The organism is Kitasatospora sp. NPDC048407 (assembly GCF_043200475.1).
GTDB lineage: Bacteria > Actinomycetota > Actinomycetes > Streptomycetales > Streptomycetaceae > Kitasatospora.
Genome location: NZ_JBICXW010000001.1, coordinates 175,340 through 189,208, shown reverse-complemented (window position 1 = coordinate 189,208; position 13,869 = coordinate 175,340). Strand labels below are relative to the sequence as shown.

14 protein-coding genes are annotated in these 13,869 nt (G+C 72.2%); 9 read left to right on the top strand and 5 right to left on the bottom strand.

Going from position 1 to position 13,869, the window contains the following annotated elements:
• Position 1 precedes the first annotated feature (1 nt).
• Complete coding sequence (locus ACGFWJ_RS00965) at positions 2-487, top strand: hypothetical protein (RefSeq protein ID WP_392943941.1); 486 nt, start codon at positions 2-4, stop codon at positions 485-487.
• A gap of 97 nt (positions 488-584) precedes the next feature.
• Positions 585-1,058 carry a hypothetical protein gene (locus ACGFWJ_RS00960; protein ID WP_392943939.1) on the top strand — a complete coding sequence of 158 codons (474 nt, stop codon included), beginning with the start codon at positions 585-587 and terminating at the stop codon, positions 1,056-1,058.
• Positions 1,059-1,108: 50 nt separating this feature from the next.
• On the opposite strand, the gene ACGFWJ_RS00955 is transcribed toward ACGFWJ_RS00960, so the two are convergent.
• The 3 genes from ACGFWJ_RS00955 to ACGFWJ_RS00945 all read right to left on the bottom strand — a co-directional run bounded on the left by ACGFWJ_RS00955 (position 1,109) and on the right by ACGFWJ_RS00945 (position 2,586).
• A complete protein-coding gene (locus tag ACGFWJ_RS00955) occupies positions 1,109-1,582 on the bottom strand; it encodes a carboxymuconolactone decarboxylase family protein (RefSeq protein ID WP_392943937.1) in 474 nt (157 codons plus the stop codon).
• Positions 1,583-1,672: 90 nt separating this feature from the next.
• Positions 1,673-2,170 carry a hypothetical protein gene (locus tag ACGFWJ_RS00950; protein WP_392943935.1) on the bottom strand — a complete coding sequence of 166 codons (498 nt, stop codon included), beginning with the start codon at positions 2,168-2,170 and terminating at the stop codon, positions 1,673-1,675.
• Positions 2,171-2,235: 65 nt separating this feature from the next.
• Positions 2,236-2,586 carry a hypothetical protein gene (locus ACGFWJ_RS00945; protein WP_392943933.1) on the bottom strand — a complete coding sequence of 117 codons (351 nt, stop codon included), beginning with the start codon at positions 2,584-2,586 and terminating at the stop codon, positions 2,236-2,238.
• A gap of 143 nt (positions 2,587-2,729) precedes the next feature.
• Here ACGFWJ_RS00945 and ACGFWJ_RS00940 point away from each other — a divergent pair, with 143 nt between their 5' ends.
• Together ACGFWJ_RS00940 and ACGFWJ_RS00935 are read left to right on the top strand one after the other, a co-directional pair.
• On the top strand, positions 2,730-3,749 hold the full coding sequence (locus ACGFWJ_RS00940; protein ID WP_392943931.1) for a nitronate monooxygenase: 1,020 nt from the start codon (positions 2,730-2,732) through the stop codon (positions 3,747-3,749).
• Between the two features lie 578 nt (positions 3,750-4,327).
• Complete coding sequence (locus ACGFWJ_RS00935) at positions 4,328-4,996, top strand: RibD family protein (RefSeq protein ID WP_392943929.1); 669 nt, start codon at positions 4,328-4,330, stop codon at positions 4,994-4,996.
• A 9-nt stretch (positions 4,997-5,005) separates the two neighbouring features.
• Here the strand turns inward: ACGFWJ_RS00935 and ACGFWJ_RS00930 are convergent, their stop codons facing one another.
• Positions 5,006-6,127: a DUF6183 family protein gene (locus ACGFWJ_RS00930; protein ID WP_392943927.1), complete on the bottom strand. Its 1,122-nt coding sequence runs from the start codon at positions 6,125-6,127 to the stop codon at positions 5,006-5,008.
• 210 nt (positions 6,128-6,337) lie between these two features.
• Positions 6,338-7,783, bottom strand: coding sequence for an aminopeptidase P family protein (locus ACGFWJ_RS00925; protein WP_392943925.1), 1,446 nt, complete (start codon positions 7,781-7,783; stop codon positions 6,338-6,340).
• Between the two features lie 256 nt (positions 7,784-8,039).
• On the opposite strand from ACGFWJ_RS00925, the gene ACGFWJ_RS00920 reads away from it, so the two are divergent.
• Genes ACGFWJ_RS00920 through ACGFWJ_RS00900 form a run of 5 tightly spaced genes read left to right on the top strand, consistent with a single transcriptional unit; the run spans position 8,040 to position 13,741 of the window.
• Positions 8,040-9,779, top strand: a complete 1,740-nt coding sequence (locus ACGFWJ_RS00920; RefSeq protein ID WP_392943923.1) for an ABC transporter substrate-binding protein — start codon at positions 8,040-8,042, stop codon at positions 9,777-9,779.
• Positions 9,780-9,796: 17 nt separating this feature from the next.
• Positions 9,797-10,759 (top strand): ABC transporter permease, encoded by a 963-nt coding sequence (locus ACGFWJ_RS00915; RefSeq protein WP_392943921.1) that lies wholly within the window; start codon positions 9,797-9,799, stop codon positions 10,757-10,759.
• The gene (locus tag ACGFWJ_RS00910) at positions 10,756-11,745 is read left to right on the top strand and encodes an ABC transporter permease (RefSeq protein WP_392943919.1); all 990 of its coding nucleotides are present in this window, start codon (positions 10,756-10,758) and stop codon (positions 11,743-11,745) included. The genes ACGFWJ_RS00915 and ACGFWJ_RS00910 overlap by 4 nt, the downstream gene beginning before the upstream one ends.
• Positions 11,742-12,728 carry an ABC transporter ATP-binding protein gene (locus tag ACGFWJ_RS00905; protein ID WP_392943917.1) on the top strand — a complete coding sequence of 329 codons (987 nt, stop codon included), beginning with the start codon at positions 11,742-11,744 and terminating at the stop codon, positions 12,726-12,728. Before ACGFWJ_RS00910 ends, ACGFWJ_RS00905 begins: the two co-directional genes overlap by 4 nt.
• The gene (locus ACGFWJ_RS00900) at positions 12,725-13,741 is read left to right on the top strand and encodes an ABC transporter ATP-binding protein (RefSeq protein ID WP_392943915.1); all 1,017 of its coding nucleotides are present in this window, start codon (positions 12,725-12,727) and stop codon (positions 13,739-13,741) included. Before ACGFWJ_RS00905 ends, ACGFWJ_RS00900 begins: the two co-directional genes overlap by 4 nt.
• Positions 13,742-13,869: the final 128 nt, after the last annotated feature.

The window sequence follows — 13,869 nt, the reverse complement described above, 5'->3', positions numbered from 1 at the left end:
CATGGAGTCTTTGCGGGTGATGGCGATGCGTCAGGTGGCCGGGCGGCTCTGGCCCGAGCACCTTCCGATGGCCGCTGCGGAGTTGCTGGCCGAGGGCCGCGACTCGCCGGCGCTGCGGGAGCTGGCCGGGTGGAGCGGGGGTGAGCGGAGTGCCGAGCTGGTGCAGCTGTGGTACCAGGTACTCGACGAACTGGGCGTGGAGCGCCTCGAGTTGGCGGAGGCCGAGCGGTGGGCGCTGCGGGACGCTGCCGCCCGGCTGGTCTCCGGCGAGATCGTGTCGCTCCCCGACCTGGTGGGGGAAGTCACCGGGTTGGACATCGACAACGCGGAGGAGGGGCCGGAGCTGCGGTTCTCCCTCGCGGTGCGGGAGGGCTGCTGTCAGTGGTGTGTCGAGGACCTGATCGCCGTCGGGGAGCCGGAGTTGCTTGCCGCGTGGGAGACGAAGGTGCGGGTCGCCGCGGCCGCGCTCGTGGCGGAGGAGCGGTGAGTCGGGTGCGGGTGGTCGCCCTGCGGTATGGGGCGAGTGTGTTGGCTGCCGGTGAACTTCCGATGGCCGCCGCGGCCGCGCTCGTGGCGGAGGCGTGGTGAGTCGGGTGCGGGCGGTCGCCCTGCGGTATCGGGCGGGTGAGTTGGCTGCCGGTGAACTTCCGATGGCCGCCGCCGAGTTGGTGGCCGACGGATACGAGTCGCCGGCGCTGTACGACCTGGCCGGGCGGGGGCGGCGGGAGGCGGCGTCCGAGTTGGAGCCGTTGCTGCGGGAGGCGTTGGACGAGCTCGGGGTGCCGTTCCCCAGCTGTGCGGACGGTGAGCGGTGGTGGCTGCGCGAGCTCGCCGGCCGGGTGGGGGAGGGCAGCCTGGCGCCGGGGGAGTTCGCCGAGGCGGTGATGTACCGGGAGTCGTTCGGCGCGAGCCAGGAGGACGAGGAGGCGCTGCTCGGGCTGCTGTCCGACTACTGCTCGTGTTGCGTCGGGCATTGGCCGCCCGAGGTGTTCGTCGCGTGGGAGGCGGAGGTGCGGGTTGCTGCCGCCGCGATGGCTGCGCGGACGCCCCTGCCGTGACGCCCGGGAGCGTCACGGCGGGGAGCGTCACGGCGGGGAGTGGCGGTGCGTCAGGCGTACTGGCCCGGGACGTAGTCGCCCGCGGGCTGGCGGATGATCACGTTGACCCGGTTGTAGGTGTTGATCAGCGCGATCAGACCGACCAGGGCGATCAGCTGCTCCTCGTCGTAGTGCTTGGCGGCCTCCGCCCAGGCCTCGTCGCTGACCCCGCCCGCCGCGTCCGCGATCCGGGTGCCCTGCTCGGTGAGTTCGAGCGCGGCGCGCTCGGCGTCGGTGAAGCAGGTCGCCTCCCGCCAGGCGGCGACCAGGTTCAGGCGCTGCTGGGTCTCGCCGGCGTGCGTGGCGTCCTTGGTGTGCATGTCGGTGCAGAAGCCGCAGCCGTTGATCTGGCTGGCGCGGATCTTCACCAACTCCTGGGTCGCCGCCGGCAGCGAGGAGCCGCCGATGGCGGCGCCGGCCGAGTTGATGTGCTTGATGATCTTCCCGGCGAGCGGGTTGCCGAAGTAGTTCAGACGTGCGTCCACGGTCGGGCTCCTTGTCGTGTGTGCTTCTGCAAGGACTGACCCCGCTGCTTCCCCGAATGTGACAGCCCCGCGAATGTGACGCCCGTCACGCTATCCGTCGACGTCCGTCCGGCCGTGCAGACAGGCCGCGCCGACGCTGCGCACCCACACCGGGAAGGGCGGGAACTCCGGGCCGGGCCCTGAGTCGTCGTCGACGACTTCGAGGTCCGTCCAGGGAGTCAGGCCCGGAGTGTCGTCGCGCAGATACCCTTCGACGACCGGCCGGAGGTCGCCGACCGGCCGAAACGCGCCGCCGAAGGGCAACTGCTCGGCGGGCACCGACCCGGTGGAGCACCGGAGCTGCCCGGCCTGCTCGTCATGCCACACGTAGAAGGTCGCCACCCCGGCGAAGTCGAGTTCGCGGATGCGCTCTCGGATACGGGAAGCGGTCCGCTCGAAGGCGGCGACCACCTCCGGCACGGACAGCGATCGCCGGTCCTCGTCGTCCGTGCTCAGCCACCAGGTGTTGGTCTCCCACTCCACCCGGCGGTCGGCCGGCTCCAGCACCAGCGGTTCGTCCGCCACCTCGGCGATCCAGGTCAACAGCATCCGGGGAGTATTCCGGAGTGGCCCTTGCTCCGGCAACCGATGAGCAACGGCCACGGGCTCCTGGTTCAGCGGCGGGTCGGCCCGGGCTCGAGGCGGGCGACGGTCAGGTTGGGGTCGGTGCCGGTGGAGTACGCGGCGTTGGCGATGTAGGCGGTGCGGCCGCGGACGCCGATGGAGGTCGGGTTCTGGAGGCCGTCCGCCGCGGTGAGGACGGTGGAGCGGGTGCCGTCGGGGTTGACCAGGACGACTTGGCTGGGGCCTTGGGCGAGGGCGGCGAGGATCTGGTCGCCCCGGCCGGTGAAGTCGAAGTCGTCGACGGGGCCGAGGCCGGTGGCCCGGGTCTCGACCGCGCCGGCCCGGCCGCCACGGCCGATGGGTATGCGGCGGCTGATGAAAGCAGAACTGCTGGACGGCACACCGTGACGACCGAGGTGCGGAACTGCGACTACCGGCCCTGAAGCACCGGCTGACCCCCCGCTGAATGGCCGCCGGCGCGATCCACCGCGGACGTAGGGTGGGGAGCGACCGCGGTCGGTGCGTACGGAGGCGAGGGAACGGCATGGCGTTCGACTGGGAGGTGCCGCTGATCGCGGCCCCCATGGCCGGCGGGCCGAGCACCCCCGAACTGGTCGCGGCCGTCAACGGCGCCGGCGGCCTCGGCTTCCTCGCCGCCGGGTACCGGACGGTCGACGGGACGATCGAACAGATCCGCCGCACCCGTGAGCTGACGGAACGCCCGTTCGGCGTCAACCTGTTCGTCCCCGCGCCGCCCTCCGACCCCGGGCCGGTCGCCGCCTACCGCGAGCGGCTGCGGCCGGAAGCCGAACAGTGGGGCGTCGAACTGCCCACCGAGATTCCCGCCGACCGGGACGGCTGGGACGCCAAACTCGAGGCGCTGCTGCGCGAGCCCGTCGCGTACGTCTCGTACACCTTCGGCCTCCCCCGCCGCGACGAGGCCGACGCGTTGCGGGCCGCCGGGATTCGCCAACTCGGCACCGTCACCAGCCCCGAGGAGGCGCGTGCCGCCGCCGCGCTCGGTCTCGACGCGCTGGTCGTTCAGGGGCCGGAGGCGGGCGGGCACCGTGGCACCCATCGTGCGGAGGACGTTCCCGGTACTGTTCCGCTGCTTCAACTCCTGGGTGCTGTGCGGGAAGTGACGTCGCTGCCGCTCATTGCTGCCGGCGGCCTCGGTGACGGCGCGGCGATCGCTGCCGCGCTGCGGGCCGGTGCGAGCGCCGCCCAACTCGGCACCGCGTACCTGCGCACCGACGAATCCGGCGCCACGGCCACACACCGGCGGGCGCTCGTCGAACTCCCCGACACCACCGTCACCCGCGCCTTCACCGGGCGCCCCGCGAGGGCGCTCCGCAACGCGTTCATCACCCGCTACGACGCGTACGCGCCGGCGGCGTACCCGGAGGTGCACTACCTGACCCAACCGCTCAGGGCTGCCGCCGCCCGGCGTGACGACGCTGCGGGGATGCATCTTTGGGCGGGGACGGCGCATGCGAGTGCGCGGGAGGGTGGTGCGGGGGAGGTGACGCGCGGGTTGTGGGGGGACGCGCTGCGCGTGGGGTAGGGGCAGGGGTGTTTGGGGTTGCTGCCGCTCGGCGTGACGATGCTGCGGGGACGCGTCTTCGGGCGGGGACGGCGCATGGGAGTGCGCGGGAGGGTGGTGCGGGGGAGGTGACGCGCGGGCTGTGGGGGGACGCGCTGCGCGCGGGGTAGGGGCGGGGGAGTTCGGCTGCTGCCGCCCGGCGTGACGATGCTGCGGGGACGCGTCTTTGGGCGGGGACGGTGTATGCGAGTGCGGCGGCGGTGACGCGCGGGCTGTGGGGGGACGCGCTGTGCGCGGGGTAGGGGCGGGGGAGTTCGGCTGCTGCCGCTCGGCGTGACGATGCCGTTGGGATGCGAGTGCCCGGGAGGGCGGTGCGGGGAGGCGGCGCGCGGGGTGGGGGTGGGGCGGGCGGCGGTGGTCATGTGACGTCGGCGTTGCCCTCGCGGATGTGTTCGCCGATGGCGGCGGTGGTGGAGTCGGTCATGGTCGTAGTGTGTCGTGATCGTTCCGTCCGGTGCGGGGGATTTCGGCGCCGTGTGCGACGGCGTGTGATCATGCCCGAGGACCGTCGGGGTCCATCCGCGGAGAACGGAGCCACCATGGCCGAGCGGCCCTACGTGCTGTTGAGCGTTGCGACTTCGATCGACGGGTACATCGACGACACCTCGGCGGAGCGGTTGTTGCTGTCGAACGCGGCGGACTTCGATCGGGTGGATCAGGTGCGGGCGGAGTCGGATGCGATTCTGGTCGGGGGGAACACGCTGCGGTCGGACAATCCGCGGTTGTTGGTCAACAGTGAGGCGCGGCGGGCTGCGCGGGTGGCGGCGGGGAAGCCGGAGTATCCGTTGAAGGTGACGGTGACGGCGGGGGGTGGGCTCGATCGGGGGCTCAAGTTCTGGCACTTCGGGGGCGAGAAGGTCGTCTACACCACGGATGCCGGTGCGTTGAAGCTGGGCGACAGCCTGGACGGGCTGGCCGATGTGGTGAGCACCGGCGGCGCCGTCGATTTCGGGGCGATGCTCGAGGATCTGGCGGCTCGTGGGGTGCGGCGGCTGATGGTGGAGGGCGGCGGTCGGGTTCACACGCAGTTCTTGTCGCTGGGCCTCGCCGACGAGATCCAGCTGGCGGTGGCGCCGTTGCTGGTCGGTGAGGCGGGTGCGCCGCGTTTTGTGTATCCGGCCGAGTTTCCGGGTGGCAGCACGCACCGGATGAGGTTGCTGGGGGCCGAGACGGTGGGGGACGTGGTGGTGCTGCGGTACGCGCCGTGAGGGTGGGTGTCAGTCGGTGTCGGTGGCGGCGAGGACGGCGAGGCGGCGGCCGTCGGGGGTGAGGGTGGCGAGGCCGAAGTCCCAGGCGATGTCGTGGAACCAGGGGGTGGGGGCGTCGAAGCCGAACCAGTGGCAGGCGGTGGCGCGGGCCTCGGCGGTGGGGAGGGTGGTGTCGGCCAGGGCGGCCGCGGACTGCCAGGCGGCGAGGCGGCCGTAGGCGCCGTGGGCGCCGGAGTTGTAGGCGCCGCCGGTGGAGGCTGCAGCGAACAGGACGCGCCAGGCGTCGGCCGGCGGGCAGGTGCTGACGGAGAGGGCGGAGGGTTTGGTGTCGGTGAGGCAGTCGAGGCCGAGGGTGAGGAGTGCGGCGGGGACGGACTCGACGGGCAGTGGGGTGGCGAACTCGAACACCCGGGCCTCGATGCGGCCGTTGGACTCCTCGGCCCAGTTCGCGACGGCCCGGCCGAGGGCTGCGGTCAGCTCCGGGGTGGTGGTCTCGGTGGCGGGCGGGAGCGCGGCGGCGGTGCGGCGGGTCGTCAACTGCTCACTGTCCAGGGACCCGTAGGGCAGGGCGTGGCAGCCGCCCTGCGCGCTGTAGCCGGGCAGGGCGGCGAAGGCTTCCAGCGGGGAGCGGGTCAGGGGCAGCGCGCCCAGCGGGTGGTGGGTGAAGTGCGGGGCGGTCGCCCAGGCGGAGATCCGGGGGATCGAGGAGAGGTCGACGCCGCGCAGGACCAACTCGTGGACCAGGCAGGCCCGCAGCTCGTCCGAAGCGGGCCCGGCGAACGCCGCCGCGAGGTCGGCCGGCCGGTGGCCGGACGCCAGCAGCGAGGCCGCCAGGCGGTCGCCGTTCCGGCCGTTGCGCGGTGCGGCGGCGAGCAGGCGGAGCGCCTGGCGGACGTTCTCGGCGCCCGGCGTGACGGCCAGCAGCCGGACCAGGCGGTCGAAGACGCTCCGGTACTGCCACGTTGCCCCGGGGGAATCGAGGCTCGCGGCGAGGACGAGGCCGAGGTCGGCGAGGAAGGCGGCGTCGCCCTGTGCGAGCCGTTCCTCGGCCATCGCCGAGACGCCGGTGACGTCCGTCAGGTCGGGGAGTCCGGCCAGGATTCGGGCGATGTGGGTGCGGCGATCGGTCACGGGAGCCGAGCCTACGCACCCAGCGATTGTCGGATCACCCGGGCCGGTGAGCTCCGTCCGTCAGGGCCCGACGCCCCCGACCGATCGCCGGAGCCGGGCCGACACCCGCGACCGTCGGATCACCGGGTGCCGGGCCGGGGGCCTCGACCTCGCGACGATCGGTCGGGGGCGCCGGGCCCCGGCACCCGGGGCCGTCCGGCCCTCCGCTGATCAGGCCAGCAACTCGCCCATCCAGGACTCGATGCCGTCCACCGTGCGCGGCAGGGCGCCGGACATCAGCTGGGCGCCGTCGGCGGTGATGACCAGGTCGTCCTCGATGCGGATGCCGATGCCGCGCAGGGCGGGCGGCAGGGTGAGGTCGTCGGGCTGGAGGTAGAGGCCGGGTTCGACGGTGAGGACCATGCCCTCCTCCAGGACGCCGTCCAGGTACGTCTCGGCGCGGGCCTTCGCGCAGTCGTGGACGTCCAGGCCGAGCATGTGGCCGCTGGCGCAGAGGGTGTAGCGGCGGTACAGGCCGGAGTCCTCGCGCAGCGCCTGCTCGGCGGGGACGGGCAGGACGCCCCAGTCGGAGAGGCCCTCGGCGATGACGCGCATCGCGGCGCGGTGGAAGTCGCGGAAGGACGCGCCGGGGCGCAGCGCGGCGATGCCGGCGTTCTGGGCGGCGAGGACGAGTTCGTAGGCGTCGCGCTGGGCGGAGGAGAAGGTGCCGGACAGCGGGAGGGTGCGGGTGATGTCGGCGGTGTAGAGGGTGTCGGACTCCACGCCGGCGTCGAGCAGCAGGAGTTGGGTGGGGTCGAGCGGGCCGTCGTTGCGGATCCAGTGCAGGACGCAGGCGTGCGCGCCGGAGGCGACGATGGTCTCGTAGCCGGTGCCGTTGCCCTCGGCGCGGGCGCGGGCGTTGAACGCGCCCTCGAGGACGCGTTCGCCGCGGTGGTGGCGCAGGGCGGCGGGCAGGGCGCGGACCACGTCGGCGAAGCCGGCGGCGGTGTGGTCGACGGAGAGCTGGAGCTGCTCGACCTCCCACGGGTCCTTGATCAGGCGCAACTCGGAGAGAGCGGCGGCGAGTTGGCCGTCGCGCCCGGCGTGGTCGGCGGACGGGCGGCCGAGCGCGGCGTCGAGGGCGGGGTCGACGCCGGCCAGGATGCGGGTGGGGGTGGAGCCGGTGAACAGCTTCGGCAGGTCGTCGAGGTGGGCGGTGCGCAGGCCGGTGAGGTTGGCGGCCTCGGTGAGGTCGGCGCGCCGGCCGACCCAGAACTCGCCGTAGCGGCGGTCGCGGAAGAACGCGCCGGAGCCGTCGGCCCGGTCGGAGCGGGGCCGCAGGTACAGCACGGCCTCGCCGTCGGGTTCGATCACCAGGACGTGGCCGACCTGCTCCTCGCCGGTCAGGCCGGTGAGGTGGGCGTAGGCGCTGTTCGGGCGGAAGCGGTAGTCGCAGTCGTTGCTGCGGACCTTCAACTGCCCGGCGGGGACGAGCAGTCGCTCGCCGGGGAAGGCGGCGGCGATCCGGGCCCGGCGGCCCGGGGTGTACGCGTGGCCGGGGACGCGCAGCTCGGCGGGCAGCGGCGTGGCGGCCCACCGGTCGGACATGTACTCCGCCAGGGCGGGGGAGACAGGGAGGTCGTGGCTGCCGGTGTTCAGTGCGGGCTGGTCGGCCATGGAAGGGGGTTCCTCCGAGCGGGGTCGATACCTGGACAACTGGGGTGAGGGATAAGGAAATTGCACTGCTGAGCGGCGGGCAATGACACGGCTCGGTAACGGTCCGGGCGCCTCATTGCGCAGTGCAATTTCACATTACTATGTTACAGGTCACACCTCAGGGCGGGCCAGACCCCGGCGGCACTGATCCCCGGCGGCACCGGTTCCTCGGTGATTCCCGATCCCCGTTGAGCGACCCCCAGTTCCGGAGATACACATGAACAGGCGTACCCACGCCGCCCTCGCGGCGGCCATCGCGGCATCCCTCACCCTCGCCCTCAGTGCGTGCGGCAGCAGCAGCAACGGCGGTGACGACGGCAGCGGGCAGCACGGCGTGACCACCGAGGGCAACGGCATCGTCGGCGGCACCCCGGTCAAGGGCGGCACCCTGACGATCCTGTCGAACCAGGACTTCGACCAGCTCGACCCCGCCCGCAACTGGACCATGCCGGTGATGGACGTCGGCGTGCGCATGCTCTACCGCACCCTGACCACCTTCAGGGCCGCCCCCGGCGCCGAGGGCCTGAAGGTCGAACCCGACCTGGCCACCGACCTCGGCACCCCCAGCGACGGCGCGAAGACCTGGACCTTCCACCTGAAGGACAACCTCCAGTACGAGGACGGCACCCCGATCACCGCCGACGACATCAAGTACAACGTCGAGCGGTCGTACTCGCCGGAACTGCCCGGCGGCCCCGACTACGCGGTGCGCTACCTGAACGCCCCGGCCGGCTACAAGGGCCCGCTGGGCGGCGAGCGGCTCGGCAACGAGGCCATCGAGGTCCCCGACGCCAAGACCATCGTCTTCCACCTCAAGCGCCCCGTCGCCGAGTTCGGCTACACCGTCACCCTGCCCACCTTCGCGCCCGTCCCCAAGGCCAAGGAGACCGGCGCCAACTACTCCAACCACCCGGTCTCCTCCGGCCCGTACAAGATCGAGAGCTACGACCGCGGCAAGCGCATGGTGCTGGTCCGCAACACCCACTGGGACCAGGCCACCGACCCGGTCCGCAAGGCGTACCCCGACAAGATCGTGGTCGAGCAGACCCTCAAGGGCAGCGGCATCGCCGACCGGCTGATCGCCGACCAGGGCGACGACAAGAACGCCGTCTCCTACGTCGACCTGCTGCCCTCGAAGATCTCCGAGGTGCTCACCAATCCCGAGGTGAAGAAGCGCCTGATCAGCGAGAACGCGGGCTGCACCACCAAGCTGGACATGAACACCACCAAGGCGCCGTTCGACAACGCCAAGGTCCGCCTGGCCATGCAGTACGCGGTGGACAAGGAGTCCTTCGCCGCCGCCACGGGCGGCCCCGCGTTCAACGACATCGCCACCACCTACCTGCCCCCCGTGATCACCGGCGGCACCCCCGTCGACCACTTCGGGATCAAGCCGGGCGGCGACCCGGACAAGGCCAAGCAGCTGCTCGCCGAGGCGGGCTTCCCGAACGGCTTCTCCACCGACTTCGTCACCTCCACCGGCGGCAAGCCGCAGGCCGAGGCGATCCAGGCCGCACTCAAGCGCGCGGGCGTGAACGTCACCATCACCACCGTCGACCCCACCGCCGTCAACTCGATCGTCGGCGACAAGGAGAAGCAGCCCGGACTCACCAGCCTCGGCTGGTGCCCCGACTACCCGTCCGCCGCCACCTTCCTGCCGATGATCTTCGACGGCCGGGCCATCAAGGACAAGGGCAACAACGGCAACATGACCCGGTTCAACGACCCGGCCGTCAACGCCGAACTCGACCGGATCGCCGGCCTGGACGACCTGCAGAAGGCCAACGCGGCCTGGCTCGCCCTGGACGCCAAGATCATGGACGCCTCGCCCGCCGTCCCGCTGATCTGGCAGAAGAAGCCCGTCCTGGTCGGCTCCAACATCGCCGGCGCGTACGCCCACCCGGTCTGGGCAGGCCAGCTCGACTACGCCGTCATCGGCCTCAAGTCCGTGAACTAGAGCGGGAGTCCACCACCATGACGACGACCCCGCTCGCCCCGGCGCCGGCCGGGGGAGCGGGGGCCTCGGACACCGCCGAGACCCCCGCCTCCCCCTGGAAGCTCGCCCTGCACCGCCTGCGCCAGCAGAAGACCGCCCTCGTCGGCGCCGGCATCATCGCCTTCTTCGTGCTCGCCGCGCTGCTCGCCCCGCTGCTCACCGCGATCAGCGGCACCCGCCCCGACACCGTCGACAAGAAGGCCGTCGACCCCTACCTCGGCGGCCTGCCCCGCGGCGCCCTCGGCGGCATCAGCCCCCAGCACTGGCTGGGCGTCGAACCGCTGCTCGGCCGCGACATCTTCGCCCGGCTGCTCTACGGCGCCCAGATCAGCCTGCTGGTCGCCTTCAGCGCCGCCGTCCTGATCACCCTGATCGGCACCGTCCTCGGCATCACCGCCGGCTACTTCGGCGGCCGCGTCGACGCCCTGATCAGCCGGTTCATGGACGTCATGATGTCCTTCCCCAGCCTGATCTTCATGATCGCGCTGCTCTCCGTCGCCCGGGACGTCAACCGCGTCCTGCTGCTGGTCGGCGTCATGTCGCTGTTCTCCTGGCCGTACATCGCCCGCGTGGTCCGCGGCCAGACCCTCTCGCTCAAGCACCGCGAATACGTCGAGGCCGCCCGGGCCAGCGGCACGAGCAGCGCCCGCATCCTGTTCGGCGAGATCCTGCCCAACCTCACCGGCACGATCATCGTCTACGTCACCCTCGCCGTCCCCGGCCTGATCGGCACCGAGGCCGCGCTCAGCTTCCTCGGCGTCGGCATCCGCCCGCCCACGCCCTCGTGGGGCCAGATGATCTCCGACGCGGTGCTCTACTACAAGGTCGACCCGATGTTCTTCATCCTGCCCAGCGCCTGCCTGTTCCTGGTGGTCCTGGCCTTCACCCTGGTCGGCGACGCCCTGCGGGACGCCCTCGACCCGAAGGGCAGCCGGGCATGATCGGATACGTGTTCCGCCGGCTCGCCGCGATGGCGGCCACCCTGTTGATCGTCTGCGCGCTCACCTTCGCCGTCTTCTACCTGCTCCCCAGCGACCCCGCCGCCCAGTTCTGCGGCAAGGACTGCTCCACCGAGCGCATCGAACTCGTCCGGCAGCAACTCGGACTGGCCGACCCCCTGATCGTCCAGTTCTGGCACTACGTCACCGGCATCTTCACCGGGCAGACCCTCGGCACCGGCCCCTACGCCGTGCAGTGCGGCTTCCCCTGCTTCGGCTACTCCTTCCAATCCGCCCAGCCCGTCTGGGCGTTGATGATGGACAGGCTCCCCACCAGCGTCTCGCTCGCGGTCGGTGCGGCCGCGCTCTGGCTGATCCTCGGCGTCGGCGCCGGCGTGATCTCCGCCCTGCGCCGCGGCACCTGGATCGACCGCACCCTGATGGTCGGCACCATCGGCATCGCCGCCCTGCCGGTCTACTTCACCGTGATGATCCTGCTCTACGCGGTCGTCACCGTGGCGGGCATCCTCCCGTACCCCCGGTACATCGCCTTCGGTGAGAACCCCGGCCAGTGGGTCACCAACCTGATCCTCCCGTGGATCACCCTCGCCCTGCTGAACGCGGCCATCTACGCCCGGATGACCCGCAACTCCGTCATCGAGACGATGGCCGAACCGTACGTCCGCACCGCCCGCGCCAAGGGCATGCCGGAACGCCGAGTGGTCGGCAAACACGGTCTGCGCCCCGCCCTCACCCCCGTCGCCACCATGCTCGGCATGGACCTCGGCGGACTGCTGGCCGGCGCCCTGATCACCGAATCGCTGTTCGGCCTCCCCGGCATCGGCAAACTCTTCGCCGACTCCCTCAACAAGTCCGACCAGCCGGTGATCATGGGCGTGACGCTGCTCGCCTCCTTCTTCATCGTCACCTCCAACCTGGTCGTGGACCTCGTCTACGCCTGGATCGACCCGAGGGCGAGGATGTCATGACCCCCCACCCGCTGCTCGACGTACGCGACCTGACCGTCGAATTCCCCACCCCGGAAGGCACCGTCCGCGCCGTCAAAGGCATCGACTTCACCGTCGAACGCGGACGCACCCTCGGCATCGTCGGCGAATCCGGCTCCGGAAAGTCCGTCACCTCCCTCGCCGTCATGGGACTGCACCGCGGGGCCACCGTCACCGGCTCCGCGAAACTCGACGGCGTCGAACTGATCGGCACCCCCGACGAACAACTCCGCGCCCTGCGCGGCCGGAAGATGGCGATGGTGTTCCAGGACGCCCTCACCGCTCTGCACCCCTACTTCACCGTCGGCGACCAGATCGCCGAGGCCTACCGCCAGCACTTCGGCGGCACCCGCAGGGCCGCCCACGCCCACGCCGTCGACGTGCTCGGCGACGTCGGCATCCCCGAACCCGCCCGCCGGGCCCGCGAACACCCGCACCAGTTCTCCGGCGGCATGCGCCAACGCGCCATGATCGCCCTCGCGCTGTCCTGCGAACCCGACCTGATCATCGCGGACGAACCCACCACCGCCCTCGACGTCACCGTCCAGGCCCAGGTCCTCGACCTGCTCACCCGCCTCCAGCGGGAACGCGGCCTCGGCCTCGTCCTGATCACCCACGACCTCGGCGTGATCGCCCGCGCCGCCGACGACGTCCTCGTCATGTACGGCGGCTCCGCCGTCGAACAGGCCCCCGTCGAAACGCTGTTCACCACGCCCCGGCACCCGTACACGCGCGGGCTGCTCGACTCCCTGCCCCGCCTCGACGCCGAGGACGGTGCCGACCTGCGCTCCATCCCCGGCGCCCCGCCCTCGCTGCTCGCCCCGCCCGCCGGCTGCGCCTTCCACCCCCGCTGCCCCGTCTACGCCGCCGCGCCCGACGCCCGCTGCACCGGCGACCGGCCGCCGCTGCGCGCTGTCGCCGACGGCCACCGCAGCGCCTGCGTCCTCGATGAGGTGACCGCATGACCACCGAGACCGCCCACCTCGCCGCCCGCGCCGAACCAGCCGCCCCCGACGCCCTGCTGAGCGTCCGGAACCTCGGCATGACCTTCCCCGGCGCACGCGGCGTCCTGCGCCGCCTCCCCGGCGTCCGCGCCGTGGACGGCGTCAGCTTCGACGTCCGCCCCGGCGAAACCCTCGGCCTGGTCGGCGAATCCGGCTGCGGCAAATCCACCACCGGACGGATGCTGGTCCGTCTGCTCGATCCGACGGCCGGGCAGGTCAGCTACCGCGGACAGGACATCACCCGCGCCCCGCAACGCCAACTGCGGCCGCTGCGCAGCAAGTTCCAGATGATCTTCCAGGACCCGTTCGCCTCGCTCAACCCGCGAAAGACCGTCCAGCAGATCATCGCGGCTCCGCTGCGGGCCCAGGGCGCGTCCGCCGCGACGATCCGCGAGGAAGTCCGGGACCTGATCCGGCTGGTCGGACTCGCACCCGAACACCTGGAGCGCTACCCCCACCAGTTCTCCGGCGGCCAGGCCCAGCGCATCGGCATCGCCCGGGCCCTCGCCACCCGCCCGGAGCTCGTCGTCGCGGACGAACCGGTCTCCGCCCTCGACGTCTCCATCCAGGCACAGATCGTCGGCCTGCTGGAACGCCTCCAGTCCGAACTCGGCGTCGCCTACGTCTTCATCGCGCACGACCTCGCCGTGGTCAAACACCTCAGCCACCGGGTCGCCGTCATGTACCTCGGCCGGATCGTCGAACTCGGCGACAAGGCGGACGTGTACGAGAGACCCGCCCACCCCTACACCAAGGCGCTGCTCTCCGCCGTCCCGCTGCCCGACCCCGTCGCCGAGCGCACCCGCGAACGCATCGTCCTGCTCGGCGACCCGCCCAGCCCCGCCAGCCCCCCGCCCGGCTGCACCTTCCACCCGCGCTGCCCCAAGGCGCAGGCCATCTGCCGGACCGAGGCGCCGGTGCTCACCCACGACACCCCCACCCGGCAGGTCGCCTGCCACTTCCCCGAGGAATAGCGCACCAGGGGCGGGGGGGGGGGGGGGGGCCCCCCCCCCGCGGGGGGCGGCCCCCCCCCCCCCCCCCGCCCCCCGGCCGGGGGGGGGGGGCGGCGCCCCCCCCCGGGGGGGGGCCGGGCGCAGGGGGG

Coding starts and splice junctions, on each gene's coding strand:
- ACGFWJ_RS00965 (WP_392943941.1), top strand. CDS start 2: ATGGAGTCTTTGCGGGTGATGGCGATGCGTCAGGTGGCCGGGCGGCTC.
- ACGFWJ_RS00950 (WP_392943935.1), bottom strand. CDS start 2,170: ATGCTGTTGACCTGGATCGCCGAGGTGGCGGACGAACCGCTGGTGCTG.
- ACGFWJ_RS00940 (WP_392943931.1), top strand. CDS start 2,730: ATGGCGTTCGACTGGGAGGTGCCGCTGATCGCGGCCCCCATGGCCGGC.
- ACGFWJ_RS00935 (WP_392943929.1), top strand. CDS start 4,328: ATGGCCGAGCGGCCCTACGTGCTGTTGAGCGTTGCGACTTCGATCGAC.
- ACGFWJ_RS00925 (WP_392943925.1), bottom strand. CDS start 7,783: ATGGCCGACCAGCCCGCACTGAACACCGGCAGCCACGACCTCCCTGTC.
- ACGFWJ_RS00920 (WP_392943923.1), top strand. CDS start 8,040: ATGAACAGGCGTACCCACGCCGCCCTCGCGGCGGCCATCGCGGCATCC.
- ACGFWJ_RS00915 (WP_392943921.1), top strand. CDS start 9,797: ATGACGACGACCCCGCTCGCCCCGGCGCCGGCCGGGGGAGCGGGGGCC.
- ACGFWJ_RS00910 (WP_392943919.1), top strand. CDS start 10,756: ATGATCGGATACGTGTTCCGCCGGCTCGCCGCGATGGCGGCCACCCTG.
- ACGFWJ_RS00905 (WP_392943917.1), top strand. CDS start 11,742: ATGACCCCCCACCCGCTGCTCGACGTACGCGACCTGACCGTCGAATTC.
- ACGFWJ_RS00900 (WP_392943915.1), top strand. CDS start 12,725: ATGACCACCGAGACCGCCCACCTCGCCGCCCGCGCCGAACCAGCCGCC.